The sequence below is a fragment of the Escherichia sp. KTE159 genome, from assembly GCF_000408805.1.
Lineage (GTDB): Bacteria > Pseudomonadota > Gammaproteobacteria > Enterobacterales > Enterobacteriaceae > Escherichia > Escherichia marmotae.
The window spans coordinates 3,347,948-3,363,195 of record NZ_KE137292.1 but is presented as its reverse complement, the minus strand read 5'-3'; the positions used below and the strand labels follow the sequence as shown (position 1 = coordinate 3,363,195).

The 15,248-nt window shown below is 53.4% G+C and carries 13 protein-coding genes; 5 read left to right on the top strand and 8 right to left on the bottom strand.

Translation table 11 applies throughout. From position 1 onward, the window contains the following. Positions 1 to 27 precede the first annotated feature (27 nt). Positions 28 to 1,527 (bottom strand): inorganic phosphate transporter PitA, encoded by a 1,500-nt coding sequence (gene pitA, locus A31E_RS05740; protein ID WP_000902773.1) that lies wholly within the window; start codon positions 1,525 to 1,527, stop codon positions 28 to 30. Positions 1,528 to 1,757: 230 nt separating this feature from the next. On the opposite strand from pitA, the gene A31E_RS05745 reads away from it, so the two are divergent. Continuing rightward, positions 1,758 to 2,951: a BaiN/RdsA family NAD(P)/FAD-dependent oxidoreductase gene (locus tag A31E_RS05745; RefSeq protein ID WP_000439152.1), complete on the top strand. Its 1,194-nt coding sequence runs from the start codon at positions 1,758 to 1,760 to the stop codon at positions 2,949 to 2,951. A 99-nt stretch (positions 2,952 to 3,050) separates the two neighbouring features. Here A31E_RS05745 and A31E_RS05750 read toward each other — a convergent pair whose 3' ends face one another. Continuing rightward, positions 3,051 to 4,103: a DUF2776 family protein gene (locus A31E_RS05750; RefSeq protein ID WP_010381050.1), complete on the bottom strand. Its 1,053-nt coding sequence runs from the start codon at positions 4,101 to 4,103 to the stop codon at positions 3,051 to 3,053. 529 nt (positions 4,104 to 4,632) lie between these two features. On the opposite strand from A31E_RS05750, the gene A31E_RS26270 reads away from it, so the two are divergent. The 4 genes from A31E_RS26270 (at position 4,633) to A31E_RS05765 (ending at position 9,732) form a co-directional block, all read left to right on the top strand. Then, a complete protein-coding gene (locus tag A31E_RS26270) occupies positions 4,633 to 4,746 on the top strand; it encodes a hypothetical protein (RefSeq protein ID WP_214678606.1) in 114 nt (37 codons plus the stop codon). 62 nt (positions 4,747 to 4,808) lie between these two features. Further along, entirely contained in the window at positions 4,809 to 5,876 is a 1,068-nt protein-coding gene (locus tag A31E_RS05755) for an HlyD family secretion protein (RefSeq protein WP_000361522.1), read from the top strand. After that, entirely contained in the window at positions 5,873 to 8,608 is a 2,736-nt protein-coding gene (gene rbbA, locus A31E_RS05760) for a ribosome-associated ATPase/putative transporter RbbA (protein ID WP_016249314.1), read from the top strand. The genes A31E_RS05755 and rbbA overlap by 4 nt, the downstream gene beginning before the upstream one ends. Beyond that, positions 8,608 to 9,732: an ABC transporter permease gene (locus tag A31E_RS05765; protein WP_001314210.1), complete on the top strand. Its 1,125-nt coding sequence runs from the start codon at positions 8,608 to 8,610 to the stop codon at positions 9,730 to 9,732. The genes rbbA and A31E_RS05765 overlap by 1 nt, the downstream gene beginning before the upstream one ends. Before the next feature lie 168 nt (positions 9,733 to 9,900). Here A31E_RS05765 and nikR read toward each other — a convergent pair whose 3' ends face one another. Genes nikR through nikA form a run of 6 tightly spaced genes read right to left on the bottom strand, consistent with a single transcriptional unit; the run spans position 9,901 to position 15,223 of the window. Next, positions 9,901 to 10,302, bottom strand: a complete 402-nt coding sequence (nikR, locus tag A31E_RS05770) for a nickel-responsive transcriptional regulator NikR (RefSeq protein WP_001190061.1) — start codon at positions 10,300 to 10,302, stop codon at positions 9,901 to 9,903. 5 nt (positions 10,303 to 10,307) lie between these two features. After that, complete coding sequence (gene nikE / locus A31E_RS05775) at positions 10,308 to 11,114, bottom strand: nickel import ATP-binding protein NikE (RefSeq protein ID WP_000173709.1); 807 nt, start codon at positions 11,112 to 11,114, stop codon at positions 10,308 to 10,310. Beyond that, complete coding sequence (gene nikD / locus A31E_RS05780) at positions 11,111 to 11,875, bottom strand: nickel import ATP-binding protein NikD (protein WP_016249313.1); 765 nt, start codon at positions 11,873 to 11,875, stop codon at positions 11,111 to 11,113. Before nikD ends, nikE begins: the two co-directional genes overlap by 4 nt. Beyond that, the gene (gene nikC, locus A31E_RS05785) at positions 11,875 to 12,708 is read right to left on the bottom strand and encodes a nickel ABC transporter permease subunit NikC (protein WP_001008957.1); all 834 of its coding nucleotides are present in this window, start codon (positions 12,706 to 12,708) and stop codon (positions 11,875 to 11,877) included. The genes nikD and nikC overlap by 1 nt, the downstream gene beginning before the upstream one ends. Beyond that, complete coding sequence (nikB, locus tag A31E_RS05790; protein ID WP_000947086.1) at positions 12,705 to 13,649, bottom strand: nickel ABC transporter permease subunit NikB; 945 nt, start codon at positions 13,647 to 13,649, stop codon at positions 12,705 to 12,707. The genes nikC and nikB overlap by 4 nt, the downstream gene beginning before the upstream one ends. Next, on the bottom strand, positions 13,649 to 15,223 hold the full coding sequence (gene nikA, locus A31E_RS05795; protein WP_016249312.1) for a nickel ABC transporter substrate-binding protein: 1,575 nt from the start codon (positions 15,221 to 15,223) through the stop codon (positions 13,649 to 13,651). Before nikA ends, nikB begins: the two co-directional genes overlap by 1 nt. Between the last annotated feature and the right edge of the window lie 25 nt (positions 15,224 to 15,248).

Sequence of the window (15,248 nt, the reverse complement as noted above, 5' to 3'; positions counted from 1 at the left end):
CTGACCCGCTCGTTTTTATGCGTGCGATTACAGGAACTGCAAAGAGATCCAGTACAACCCGCCGGAGAGCAGCACTGCAGCCGGGAGGGTAAACACCCAGGCCATCAGAATGCTGGTTACCGTTTTACGCTGCAAGCCACCGCCATCAACGACCATCGTCCCCGCTACGGAAGAGGAGAGTACGTGAGTGGTGGAAACAGGCATCCCGGTATAACTCGCCAGACCGATAGACACCGCCGCCGTCATCTGGGCAGACATCCCCTGAGCGTAGGTCATGCCTTTCTTACCGATTTTCTCACCGATAGTCGTCGCCACACGACGCCAGCCAATCATCGTCCCGATACCTAACGCCAGCGCGACCGCCATGATGATCCATACCGGAGCATACTCGATGGTGCTAAGCATATCGGACTTCAATTTCTTCAACAGACGCTGATCATCCGCAGTGACACCAGGCATTTTCACCACTTTGTCGATAGTGTCAGAAACGCACAGCATAATGCGGCGCATCTGGCTACGCTGGTCAAGCGACAGCTTGTCGTAGCTTTCCACATCGGCGGTCAACATGCCCTTCAGGCGGTTGAGCGCGTTAATGGTATTCGACGGATGGCAATGGAACTCCGCAGGCTGTGTTGCGCCTGCTTCCGGAGTCGGCACTAACTGATCAGCACCGGTCGCCTGTTTGAGCAGCGCAGGGTGTTGCTCAAAGTAAGCTTCCACGTTGTTGATAGCATCGCGGGTACGAGTGATTTCGTAACCTGTGGCATTCATATTAACCACGAAGCCTGCTGGTGCGACGCCAATCAGTACCAGCATAACCAGACCAATGCCTTTCTGACCATCGTTCGCTCCGTGAGAAAACGCCACGCCGACAGCAGAAAGGATCAGTGCGATACGTGTCCAGAACGGCGGCTTTTTCTTACCGTCTTTCTTTTCACGCTCCGCTGGGGTCAGGTGGATACGGGCGCGTTTCTTGGTGCCGCTCCAGTAGCGACGCAGCAAGAAAATCAGACCACCAGCAAACACCAGGCCGACAATAGGGGAAACGATCAGAGATGCGAAAATACTTAATACTTTCGGGATATTGAGTGCATCCACCACTGACGTACCAGTCATCAACGCATTGGTTAAACCAATACCGATAATCGCGCCAATCAGCGTATGGGAGCTGGATGCAGGCAAACCAAAGTACCACGTACCAAGGTTCCAGATAATCGCCGCCAGCAACATAGAGAACACCATAGCAAGGCCATGAGACGATCCCATATTAAGCAGCAGATCTGTCGGCAGCATATGCACAATGGCATAGGCAACACTAAGACCACCCAGCAAAACACCCAGGAAGTTGAACACTGCCGCCATAACCACTGCGAGCTGAGAACGCATCGCGCGGGTATAGATGACAGTTGCCACGGCGTTGGCGGTGTCATGGAAACCATTGATGGCTTCGTAGAACAGCACAAAAGCCAGTGCAAGCAATAATAACAGCCCGGTATGCAAATCCAGGCCAGCAAACAAATGTAGCATAGGACGTTACGCCATTTTGAGGACATGAACGCGGCGCATTATCAGTGACTTTCGCGGCGCGGGCAAAGTGAAATATAGATTTTTTTGATTTGCCTCCTGTATGAATTTCACTCAAAAAATAATTATCTTATATAATTCAGATAAATACTTCCCCTAAGTAATATTGATGCTGGTGCGGCCACTGAGGAATCTTTACAATTCACGCCCATTTTTTCTAAGAGGAGCGCAACGTGGAAAGGTTTGATGCCATTATTATAGGCGCTGGTGCGGCTGGTATGTTCTGTTCTGCGCTGGCAGGTCAGGCAGGGCGCAGAGTTTTGCTGATCGATAATGGTAAAAAACCGGGGCGCAAAATCCTCATGTCTGGTGGTGGGCGCTGTAACTTTACCAACCTTTATGTCGAGCCTGGTGCCTATCTGAGCCAGAATCCGCATTTTTGTAAGTCTGCCCTCGCCCGATTTACGCAGTGGGATTTTATTGATCTGGTCAATAAACACGGCATCGCCTGGCACGAGAAAACGTTAGGGCAACTCTTTTGCGATGACTCCGCACAGCAGATTGTTGACATGCTGGTGGCAGAGTGTGAGAAGGGTAATGTGACCTTCAGATTGCGTAGCGAAGTGCTGAGTGTGGCAAAGGATGAAACGGGTTTTACGCTTGAACTGAATGGTATGACCGTCGGCTGCGATAAACTGGTCATTGCGACCGGAGGCCTCTCGATGCCGGGTCTGGGCGCGTCGCCGTTCGGTTATAAGATTGCCGAACAATTTGGCCTCAACGTGTTGCCGACGCGCGCTGGTCTGGTGCCATTCACACTGCATAAACCGTTGCTGGAAGAGTTACAGGTGCTGGCAGGCGTTGCAGTACCTTCAGTGATCACCGCTGAAAACGGCACGGTGTTCCGTGAAAATTTACTCTTCACGCATCGTGGCTTATCTGGTCCGGCGGTGTTGCAGATATCCAGCTACTGGCAACCGGGTGAATTTGTCAGCATCAATCTGCTACCGGATGTCGACCTGGAAGCCTTCCTTAACGAGCAGCGCAGTGCACATCCGAATCAGAGCCTGAAGAACACGTTGGCGGTTCATCTGCCGAAACGGTTGGTTGAACGGTTGCAACAACTTGGGCAAATCCCGGACGTCCCGCTAAAACAGCTCAACGTGCGTGACCAACAGGCGCTGATTACCACATTGACCGAGTGGCGCGTACAACCCAACGGCACCGAAGGCTATCGCACCGCCGAAGTGACTCTCGGCGGCGTGGACACCAATGAACTCTCATCACGGACGATGGAAGCGCGCAAAGTGTCTGGGCTGTACTTTATTGGTGAAGTGATGGACGTCACAGGCTGGCTGGGAGGCTATAACTTCCAGTGGGCGTGGTCCAGCGCGTGGGCTTGTGCGCAGGATTTGGCGGCAGAATAAGACGTAAAGTACCCCCTCGTTTTCGCAGTGAAATCAGGGGGAATCAACCTGAATAAAGCCCAGATAAGACGCTCAGCGTCTTATCTGAAGTCTTTTCTATTATTTTTTTGCAGACCCTGCTTCTAATATAGAAACAATTGAAAACAGCGTAAAACACACTGCACCTAAGCCAACCAGAACCCGCGAGGGAATAAAGTAAGCCATATCGGTTTGCGCAATCTCAGCAAGGAATGCCGCGAGGAACAGGCAAAACAGACAGGTAAATACGGGTATCATGGGTATTCTGTTGGTTAACGAACAGGCGCGTCTCCAGACCAGCGCCAGCAACCACACTTTGGAGAAAATACTGTAGCAGATCATCCCCAGACAAATGAGAATAATACCCGGAGCCAGACGGGCATTTTCATCTGAACTGATTAATACGTAGATGCCCTGAATAACGGTAAGTGAGCCGAGTAAAATAACCCAATAACACCAGAGCCAATGTTCTTTCGCTGAGAACGTATTCCGCGTTTGATGGATGATGGTAGCAACCAGACCAATAAGACAAGCGCAAATTGCTGTTAGCCCCAGGAGTACATGGCCTGCAACATAATGTGGTGTGATATTTGCGCTGCGTAACAGCACTATTGACCAAATAAAACCGAAGAGAGTGAGCAGAACGGGGATAGCAATTAAGTAATTACCGATAGTTGAAGAATACGCCTGCAATGGTGTTCCATCACTCTTACTACCCGCTGCGTTTTTCGGGATCAGCAGAAAATGCCCGGAAGAGGCCGCCACGGTTGATACGCAGGCGGCAATCATGCCAACACCGAAAATCACATGCCCGGCGACAAATTCATCTGCCATCACATTATCGCTGGCCAGAAATGACCATCCCCAAATCATAGTTGCAATGGAGCCAGCATAACCAATAACAGGGAATAATGTGTTGTAGAGTTTATTCACGCCATGATTTAACTGAGAGATAATAATAAATGCGGTAGTGAACAATGCCAGACATATTGCAGAGAGAGAAATCAGAACATGCCCTGCAACGAAGTATTCACTTTGTCCAGAACCTGCTAATACAAACTCACCTAATGCGATGCATATTACCCCCATTAGCAAAGGGATTAATTTAAATAACCATCCAATATAGATATTCATCTCTATCTCCATATGTTTTTCTGCTAATATCAGAAAACGTATAAGTAGTATTTTCAGCTAATTAAATATAACAATGAGATACCACTAATTGTAAAAAGTGACTTTACTATAGCTGGATTTATTGTTGTAAGTATCGGCTTTTAGAGATGGATTAAAGCTGGTAATTAAATATTTATCCTACGATGAATTCTGAATTAATATATTTTTCTTATTTTCATCGTTGCGTAAGGTGCAGTCTTTTCTCATTCATCATCTTTTCGTAAAAAACGTATTCACATTCGTGAAATATTCGTACTCAAGGGGATAATAACTCTGTGTGATAGTTACATTATTTCCTGTTGTGAAAATTTATGTCGCACAACCTGAGAACCTGTAAAAAGGATTTTTGGTTAAGAACGTAATCGAAATGTAGAACATCGTGGTGTATCACAAGCTGATAGTAATCAAATAGACAACATGAATATAACTGTTAGTATTTAATTGATTTCAATTATGAGTATGCGTGTTTCATTTACGGCCAGGAATGCTGATGATGACAACATTACTACCCGTTTTCACTAAGCCTTCCCCGTTGGTGCTCATCTTGCAGCGCCCTGGCCGCATATGCCGTTTCCTTCTTATCCCGGATGGAAGAATCCGCTGAACGTCGTTCAGTGGCAGTTGTAACACGTTTCGTTTGCTTACAGGGATTATGGCGGATCGATTATGGATAAGAGTAAACGCCATCTGGCGTGGTGGGTTGTCGGGGTTCTGGCGGTTGCTACCGTCGTGGCATGGTGGTTGTTGCGCCCGACAGGTGTGCCGGAAGGTTTTGCCGTCAGTAATGGGCGCATTGAAGCGACGGAAGTGGATATCGCCAGCAAAATCGCCGGGCGTATCGACACTATTCTGGTGAAAGAAGGCCAGTTTGTCCGCGAAGGTGAAGTGCTGGCGAAAATGGATACCCGCGTGTTGCAGGAGCAGCGGCTGGAAGCCATCGCACAAATCAAAGAAGCACAAAGCGCCGTTGCTGCCGCCCGGGCCTTGCTGGAGCAGAGGCAAAGTGAAACTCGCGCCGCGCAGTCGCTGGTCAATCAACGCCAGGCTGAACTGGACTCCGTTGCCAAACGTCATACCCGTTCCCGCTCGCTCGCCCATAGTGGGGCTATTTCTGCGCAACAACTGGATGATGACCGCGCCGCTGCCGAAAGCGCCCGTGCTGCGCTGGAATCGGCAAAAGCCCAGGTTTCTGCCTCTAAAGCCGCTATAGAAGCGGCACGCACCAATATCATTCAGGCGCAAACGCGTGTCGAAGCCGCACAAGCCACTGAACGGCGTATCGCGGCAGATATCGACGATAGTGAACTGAAAGCCCCGCGCGACGGACGTGTGCAGTATCGGGTTGCTGAGCCTGGTGAAGTGTTGGCGGCAGGCGGTCGGGTGCTGAATATGGTCGACCTGAGCGATGTCTATATGACCTTCTTCCTGCCAACCGAACAGGCTGGCACGCTGAAACTGGGCGGGGAAGCGCGTCTGATCCTTGATGCCGCGCCAGATCTGCGTATTCCGGCGACCATCAGCTTTGTCGCCAGCGTTGCCCAGTTCACGCCAAAAACCGTCGAAACCAGCGATGAACGGCTGAAACTGATGTTCCGCGTCAAAGCGCGTATCCCACCGGAATTACTCCAGCAGCATCTGGAATATGTCAAAACTGGCTTGCCGGGCGTGGCGTGGGTGCGGGTGAATGAAGAACTTCCGTGGCCTGAAGACCTGGCGGTGAGGTTGCCGCAATGACGCATCTGGAACTGGTTCCCGTCCCGCCTGTCGCGCAACTGGCGGGCGTGAGCCAGCATTATGGAAAAACCGTTGCGCTGAACAATATCACTCTCGATATTCCGGCCCGCTGTATGGTCGGGCTGATTGGCCCTGACGGTGTCGGGAAGTCGAGTTTGTTGTCGTTGATTTCTGGTGCCCGCGTCATTGAGCAGGGCAGCGTGATGGTATTGGGCGGCGATATGCGCGACCCGAAGCATCGCCGCGACGTCTGCCCGCGCATCGCCTGGATGCCACAAGGACTGGGCAAAAACCTCTACCACACCTTGTCGGTGTATGAAAACGTCGATTTTTTCGCCCGCTTGTTCGGTCACGACAAAGCGGAGCGGGAAGTGCGAATTAATGAACTACTGACCAGTACCGGGTTAGCACCTTTTCGCGATCGTCCGGCGGGTAAACTCTCCGGCGGCATGAAGCAAAAACTTGGGTTGTGTTGTGCGTTAATCCACGATCCGGAATTGTTGATTCTTGATGAGCCTACGACGGGGGTTGACCCGCTCTCCCGCGCCCAGTTCTGGGATCTGATCGACAGCATCCGCCAGCGGCAGAGTAATATGAGCGTGCTGGTTGCCACCGCCTATATGGAAGAGGCCGAACGCTTCGACTGGCTGGTAGCGATGAATGCCGGAGAAGTGCTGGCAACCGGAAGTGCCGAAGAGCTGCGGCAGCAAACGCAAAGCGCCACGCTGGAAGAAGCATTTATAAATCTGTTGCCGCAAGCGCAACGCCAGGCGCATCAGGCGGTAGTCATCCCACCGTATCAACCTGAAAACGCAGAGATTGCCATCGAAGCGCGCGATCTGACCATGCGTTTTGGTTCCTTTGTCGCTGTTGATCACGTTAATTTTCGCATTCCACGCGGGGAGATTTTTGGGTTTCTCGGTTCGAACGGCTGCGGTAAATCCACCACCATGAAAATGCTCACCGGGCTGCTGCCTGCCAGCGAAGGTGAAGCGTGGTTGTTTGGGCAACCAGTCGATCCAAAAGATATCGATACCCGCCGGCGGGTGGGTTATATGTCGCAGGCGTTTTCGCTTTATAACGAACTCACCGTGCGGCAAAACCTTGAGTTACATGCCCGCTTGTTTCACATTCCGGAAGTGGACATTCCTGCGCGAGTTGCTGAGATGAGCGAGCGTTTTAAGCTCAACGATGTTGAAGATGCACTGCCGGAATCCCTGCCGCTCGGTATTCGTCAGCGACTTTCGCTGGCTGTGGCGGTGATTCATCGCCCGGAGATGTTAATCCTCGATGAGCCGACTTCTGGCGTCGATCCAGTGGCGAGGGATATGTTCTGGCAGTTGATGGTGGATCTCTCGCGCCAGGACAAAGTGACCATTTTCATCTCCACCCACTTTATGAACGAAGCGGAACGCTGCGACCGCATCTCGCTGATGCACGCCGGAAAAGTACTCGCCAGCGGCACGCCGCAGGAGCTGGTTGAGAAACGCAGGGCTGCCAGCCTGGAAGAGGCATTTATCGCCTATTTGCAGGAAGCGGCAGGGCAGAGCAACGAAGTTGAAGCACCGCCCGTGGGACATGACACCACTCACGCGCCGCGTCAGGGATTTAGCCTGCGTCGTCTGTTTAGCTACAGCCGCCGCGAAGCACTGGAACTGCGACGCGATCCGGTACGTTCAACGCTGGCGCTGATGGGGACGGTGATCCTGATGCTGATAATGGGTTACGGCATCAGTATGGATGTGGAAAACCTGCGCTTTGCGGTGCTTGACCGCGACCAGACTGTCAGCAGCCAGGCGTGGACACTCAATCTCTCCGGTTCCCGTTACTTTATCGAACAGCCGCCGCTCACCAGTTACGACGAGCTTGAGCGCCGGATGCGTGCAGGAGATGTGACGGTAGCGATTGAGATCCCACCCAATTTTGGCCGCGATATCGCACGCGGTACGCCGGTGGAAATCGGCGTCTGGATCGACGGCGCGATGCCCAGCCGCGCTGAAACGGTAAAAGGTTACGTGCAGGCGATGCATCAGAACTGGCTACAGAACGAGGCAAGCCAACAATCGACACCAGCCAGTCAAAGCGGTCTGATGAACATTGAGACGCGCTATCGCTATAACCCGGACGTAAAAAGTCTGCCAGCGATTGTTCCGGCGGTGATCCCGCTTCTGTTGATGATGATTCCGTCAATGCTAAGCGCCCTTAGCGTGGTACGGGAAAAAGAGTTGGGGTCGATTATCAATCTCTACGTTACGCCTACTACCCGCAGCGAATTTTTGCTCGGTAAACAGCTACCGTACATCGCGCTGGGAATGCTGAACTTTTTCCTGCTCTGCGGCCTGTCGGTGTTTGTGTTTGGCGTGCCGCATAAAGGCAGTTTCCTGACGCTCACCCTGGCGGCACTGCTGTATATCATCATCGCCACCGGAATGGGGCTGCTGATCTCCACCTTTATGAAAAGCCAGATAGCCGCCATTTTCGGTACTGCCATAATCACGTTGATTCCGGCGACGCAGTTTTCCGGGATGATCGATCCGGTAGCTTCACTGGAAGGGCCGGGACGTTGGATTGGCGAGGTTTATCCGACCAGCCATTTTCTGACTATCGCCCGTGGGACATTCTCGAAGGCGCTGGATCTGACTGATTTGTGGCAACTTTTCATCCCGTTGCTGATAGCCATACCGCTGGTGATGGGCTTAAGCATCCTGCTACTGAAAAAACAGGAGGGATGATGCGCCATTTACGCAATATTTTTAATCTGGGTATCAAAGAGTTGCGCAGTCTGCTCGGTGATAAAGCGATGCTGACGCTGATTGTCTTCTCGTTTACGGTGTCGGTGTACTCGTCGGCAACCGTTACGCCAGGATCGTTGAACCTCGCGCCGATCGCTATTGCCGATATGGATCAATCGCAATTGTCGAACCGGATCGTTAACAGCTTCTATCGCCCGTGGTTTTTGCCACCGGAGATGATCACCGCCGATGAGATGGATGCCGGACTGGACGCCGGACGCTATACCTTCGCGATAAATATTCCGCCAAATTTTCAGCGTGATGTCCTCGCCGGACGCCAGCCAGATATTCAGGTGAACGTCGATGCCACGCGCATGAGCCAGGCATTCACTGGCAACGGTTATATCCAGAATATTATCAACGGTGAAGTGAATAGCTTTGTCGCGCGCTACCGTGATAACAGCGAACCGTTGGTATCGCTGGAAACCCGCATGCGCTTTAACCCGAACCTCGACCCCGCGTGGTTTGGCGGGGTGATGGCGATCATCAACAACATTACCATGCTGGCGATTGTGCTCACCGGATCGGCACTGATCCGTGAGCGTGAACACGGCACGGTGGAACACTTGTTGGTGATGCCGATAACGCCGTTTGAGATCATGATGGCGAAGGTCTGGTCGATGGGGCTGGTGGTGTTGGTGGTGTCGGGATTATCGCTGGTGCTGATGGTGAAAGGTGTGCTGGGCGTACCGATTGAAGGCTCGATCCCGCTGTTTATGCTGGGTGTAGCGCTCAGTTTGTTTGCCACCACGTCAATCGGCATTTTTATGGGGACGATAGCACGTTCGATGCCACAGCTTGGGCTGCTGGTGATTCTGGTGTTGCTACCGTTACAAATGCTTTCCGGTGGCTCTACCCCGCGCGAAAGTATGCCGCAGATGGTGCAGGATATTATGCTGACCATGCCGACGACACACTTTGTTAGCCTCGCGCAAGCCATTCTCTACCGTGGTGCCGGATTCGAAATCGTCTGGCCGCAGTTCCTGACGCTGATGGCAATTGGCGGCGCGTTTTTCACCATCGCGCTACTGCGATTCAGGAAGACGATTGGGACAATGGCGTAAGGAAGGGAAACCTGGCTTCATATTGTGATGTCATAAAGCGAAGTCATAAATTTTAGCTGCGTTCATTACGCAGAACATCTGCCTTTACAGGATCTATCTATGCAACTGAACTTAATTTTATAAATTAAGTTCAGTTAATATCTTTTCTTTCCTCGTTTCAGAAATAAATCAATCTTCCTTCGGCAAGCACTGCAAATGCCCGTGCCGCACGCCGCGCTGGGCGATAACATCATCGGCAAAATGCTGTATATCGCCCATGTCACCTTTCAGCACGGCGATTTCCAGGCAGTCGTCGTGATTAATGTGCACATGCAGCGTGGCGACCGAAAGGTCGTGGTGGTGATGCTGCGTGGAGACAATACGGCTGGCTAAGTCGCGTTTTTCGTGTTCATACACATAGGAGAGCACCGCGAAACCTTGTGTGCCGTGCTGCTGGGTAGCCTCCTGTGCCAGAGCGCTACGCAGAATATCGCGGATAGCTTCGGAACGGTTGTTATAGCCGCGACGCTGGCTCAGGCTGTCCAGCGTCTCCAGTAAATCGTCATCAAGCGTGATGGTGACTCGTTGCATTTGCGTTAAACCTTTTCTGTGGCGCGACGGCGCACGGGGAATGCGGGTAATACCGCGTTTTGTAGCACACGTCCGGCGTCAGAGGAAAAGGTTAATTTCTCTCCCACCACCTGGGTTTCGACGATTTGCCCGTTGTCCATCACCATTACCCGCTGGCAAAAACGTTCTACCAGGCGTAAGTCGTGGGTGATGAACAGGCAGGCGGTGCCAAACTGCTGTTGCAGCTTTTTCAGCAGGCGAATCACTCCCGCCTGCAGTACCAGGTCAAGGTTAGAAACGGCTTCATCCAGAATCAGCAATTTCGGTTCGACTGCCAGCGCGCGCGCCAGGCAGACGCGCTGGAGTTGACCGCCGCTTAGCTGCGGTGGGCGCTTGTCGAGCACGCTGTCGTCGAGATCTACCGCATTCAGCATTTCGCTGGCGCGCGCCAGTTGCTCCGATTTTTTCAGCGATAACAGGTGACGCATCGGCTCACGCAGGATCTCGCGCACGGTTTTGCGTGGGTTAACGGCGCTGATGGAGTCCTGAAACACCATCTGAATATCACGGCGGAACGCTTTACGCTGGGCGCGATTGAGCTTCGCCAGCGGTTCACCGCGCCAGCTAATCGTGCCCTGCGACGGCGACTCTAAACCCACCAGCAGCCGTGCGAGAGTACTTTTCCCACAGCCGCTGCGCCCCAGCAAGGCGACAGTTTCACCGCTTTTCAGGGTCAGAGAAACGTTATTCAGTACCGCCTGATGCTGGTGCTTACCGCTAAATCCTCCGTGCGCATAGTGATGTGAAAGGCCGGAAACGTTAAGTAAAGTCATGATGCCAGCTCCATACCGTAAAGCGCGAGATGAGCGGAAACCAGGCTGCGCGTCACCGGATGTTGCGGCGCGTTAAACAGCGTTTCGACATCGCCCTGTTCGACAATCTTACCGTGTGACATCACTGCTACATCGTCCGCCAGACGCGCCACTACGCCCATATCATGAGTGACCAGCAACATTCCCGGAGCCTGCTTTTGCATAATGCTTTCCAGCAGATCAAGGATGCGCGCCTGCGCCACCACATCAAGGTCGGTAGTTGGTTCATCAGCGATGATAAACGGTGATTCACACAGCACTGCCATCGCAATCATCATGCGCTGCAACATGCCGCCGCTCATCTCGAACGGGTACAGCTTCAGCACGCGCGCAGCGTTTTCCAGCCCCACTGCTTCTATGGCTGCGATAAGCGTGGCGTCATCGGCGGGTTTCCCTAACGCCTGGCAGGTTTCCCGCGCGTGGGTGTGCATGGTGTGCAGCGGATTAAAGGCGCTGCGTGGGTTTTGCATGATGGTAGCAATTTTGACACCGCGTAGGGCGCAGGGAGAAACCGGTGTGCCATCGGCTAAAATTTCCCCAGCCGTCTGGCGAACGCCTGCGGGTAGAATGCCCAGCGTCGCGGCGCAGGTTAATGATTTCCCGCTGCCGCTACCGCCAACTAACGCCAGCACGCGGCCGCGTTGCAGGGTTAACGATACACCGTGCACCAGCGGCTTTGCGGCCTGTAGCGCGATATCGCGCAGTTCAATCTGTTGCGGCATTAGTGTGCGTGCTCCGTCACCAGATGAGGATCCAGATGATCGCGCAGTGCGTCACCCACCAGGTTAAAGGCCATCACGCTGATAAACAGCGCCAGCCCCGGCCAGAACATTTGTAGCGGCTGAGTCCAGATATACTGGCGCGCGTCGTTAATCATCACGCCCCATTCGGCGGTCGGCGCGGTCACGCCGAGGCCGAGGAAGGACATTCCCGCCACGTGCAGCATCATATGGCCGATATCCAGCGTTGCCAGTACCAGCAGCGAAGGGATCACCGCGCCTGCCAGATGGTCGACAAACACCCGCACATGGCCCGCGCCAGAAAGCCGTGACGCCAGCACAAACTCGCGTTGGCGCAGTGAAATCACCAGGCTGCGCACCATACGTGCGTACCACGCCCAGTGCGACAGGGCGATGGCGATAATCACGTTGGTTAGCCCGGTGCCGAGTACGCCGACCATAAAGAACGACAGAATCGAGGTCGGGAAGGTCATAAACATATCCGCAACGCGCATGGTGGCCTGATCGACGCGCCCGCCAATCAGCCCGGCACTACCGCCAATAATCAACCCTAACGTCAGTACCAGCAGCAGGCAGGCCATTACTGAGCCGAGCGACACGCGAGTCGCCGCCATCAGCCGCGAGAAAATATCGCGGCCTAAATGATCAGTGCCCAACCAGTGCTGCGCATCTGGCGAAAGCAGGCGAGAAGGCAGATCAATCGCCTGTGGATCATACGGTAGCCACCACTGGCTGGTGAGCGCAATCAGCGCCAGCAGGGCGATAATGATCAGCGCCAGACGTACCGACCAGCGGGAAGAGAGGAAAAAGTTCACGCGTGCGCTCCTTCATGACGACGAATACGCGGGTCCAGCGCAGCATTGATCAAATCAACAATCAAATTACAGACCACAAAAACCACCACCATCATCAGCGTAAAACACTGAATGACCGGATAGTCACGGTTAAAAATTGCCGACACGGCGTAACGGCCGACGCCCGGCCAGGCAAAGATATTTTCGATAATCATTGTCCCGCCGATCAGCTCGCCAATGTGCATCCCCACGGCGGTGATCATCGGCAGCGAGGCATTGCGCAGGATGTGACGGCGTTCGGTCTGTTTGTCGTTCAGACCGCGTAGCCGCGCCCAGGTCACGTGACGCTGACCGGCGACGTCCAGCATACTGGCGCGCAGCAGACGTGCGTTTATCGCCAGCGACATAAAGGCGATGGATACCGCAGGTAAAATGAGGTGCTGCCAGCCGCCGTAGCCCATCGCGGGCAGCCATTGCAGATACACCGAAAACCCCATCACCAGCAAAAATGCCAGCCAGAAGTTAGGCATCGACACGCCGAGAAACGCGATAAAACGCACGGCGAAATCGGGCAGGCGATCGCGATGGCGCGCCGCCCAGATACCGAGCGGCACGGAAGTGAGCAGAATTAACACCAGCGCCGCGCCTGCCAGTTCCAGCGTGGCGGGCAGGAAATTCAGCATATCGTCCAGCACCGGGCGTTGGCTGGCGAATGAGACACCAAAGTCAAGATGTAGCGCCTTCCACAGCCAGGTGCCGTATTGCACGTACAGCGGCTGATCCAGACCGAGCATTGTGCGGGTAGAAGCCAGCATTTCCGGCGTCGGCGGCAGGTTGGACAGACGCAGATAATCGAGCGCTGGATCGCCGGTGCCGAGGCGTAGCATCAGAAAAATGATCACCGAGGCGGCAAGCACCATCGGGATCAGCAGCAGAAAGCGGCGCAATACATAACGCAACATTAAGGTTTCACCGGTTTAATCTGTTCGAACGGAATTTCAGTGGCAATCGGCGCGTAGGGGATGTTGCCCAGTTCCGGTTTTGCCACCACCATCATCGAGATATAGCTGATTGGCAGATAAACCGCCTCGTCGTGCAGACGGGTCAGAATGTCGCGATATAGTGCCTGACGTTGTGTTTCGTCATGGGTCGCCAGCACTTCGCCAATCTCTTTATCAATCAGCGGCTTGTCGGCTAATCCTTGCTGTGCCTGGAAGTCAGCGTGCGACGGTACGCGCATCGAACTCAGGAAAGCGTGTGGATCGTATGGCGCGCCCCAGGTGCGGTGGAAAATCATGCCAAATCGACCGTCACGCTGGCGGGCGTAGATACTGCTCTCTTCTTCTCCAATTAATGTGACATCAGCGCCAATCTGGTGCATATCGGCCTGAATGATTTCTGCCATTGATTTGCTTAACGCATCGGTGCCGATGAACGACAGTTCAATGCGCAGCGGCTGACCGTTTTTCTCGCGGATATCTTTGCCCGCAGGCAGCGTCCAGCCTGCTTTTTCCAGCAAATCTTTCGCTTTCTGTGGATCGTACTGGCGCGGCTTCAGGCCGAGATTAGCGTAAGGCACAGAAGGGGCAAACAGAGTGTCGGCAACCTGCTGGGTGCCATACAATGCGTTATCAATCAGCGATTTTTTGTTTACGGCGTAATTGAGCGCTTCCCGCACTGCCAGCTCGTTGGTAGGGGCTTTGGCGGTATTAAGCGCCAGCATCACAGTTTCGATCGGTTGTGACAGTTGAGTGTGGTAAGCCGGGTTCTGGCTAAAGCGGGCGAAGGTATCGAGTGGCAGCAGCCCTTCATTACCGTACAGCAGGTCGATATCACCGGTTTCGAAAGCTACCGCGCGAGTAGTCGGGTCGGGGATCACGTTGAAGGTGATCTTTTTAATTGCCGGTTTTTCACCCCAGTAGTTTTCGTTACGGACGAAGACATCGTATTGATTCAGTTTCGATTCCTGCAAAACCCACGGCCCGGTGCCAATCGGGGCTTTAATCCCGTTCATGGTTTCGTGGTTTTTAAATTGTGACGGAGCGATAAAGCGGAAAGGGCGCGGCAGAGCCAGTTCTTGCAGGAAAGGATAGTAGGCGCTTTTCAGGGTGATTTGTAGCTCGGTTTTGCTGAGTGCTTTGACACCAACAATCTGATTTGCCAGCTCCAGCCAGGCGTGACGTTGACGGTTATCGAGCACTGCGCGGAAGTTTTCTGCTGCGGCCTCTGCATCGAACGGTTCACCATTAGAGAATTTCACGTCATCACGCAGGGTGAAGGTCCAGGTTTTGCCATCTTCCGAATGGGTCCAGCTTTTTGCCAGCCACGGGGTCACCGAACCGTCTGCCTGATATTTCACCAATGGTTCATAAACCATGCTCTGGGCGAACATCTGGTTAGGCGTGTAAAGGTGCGGGTTTAGTGGCCCGACGTTCACCGGCCAGGCGGTGGTGATTTCATCTGGCGCGGCGGCATGGACGATAAAAGACGCACAAGCCAGCAGCGCAAACAGAGTGCGGCGGAGTGTGGAGAACATGGTAACCCCAATGGATTAAAATAGA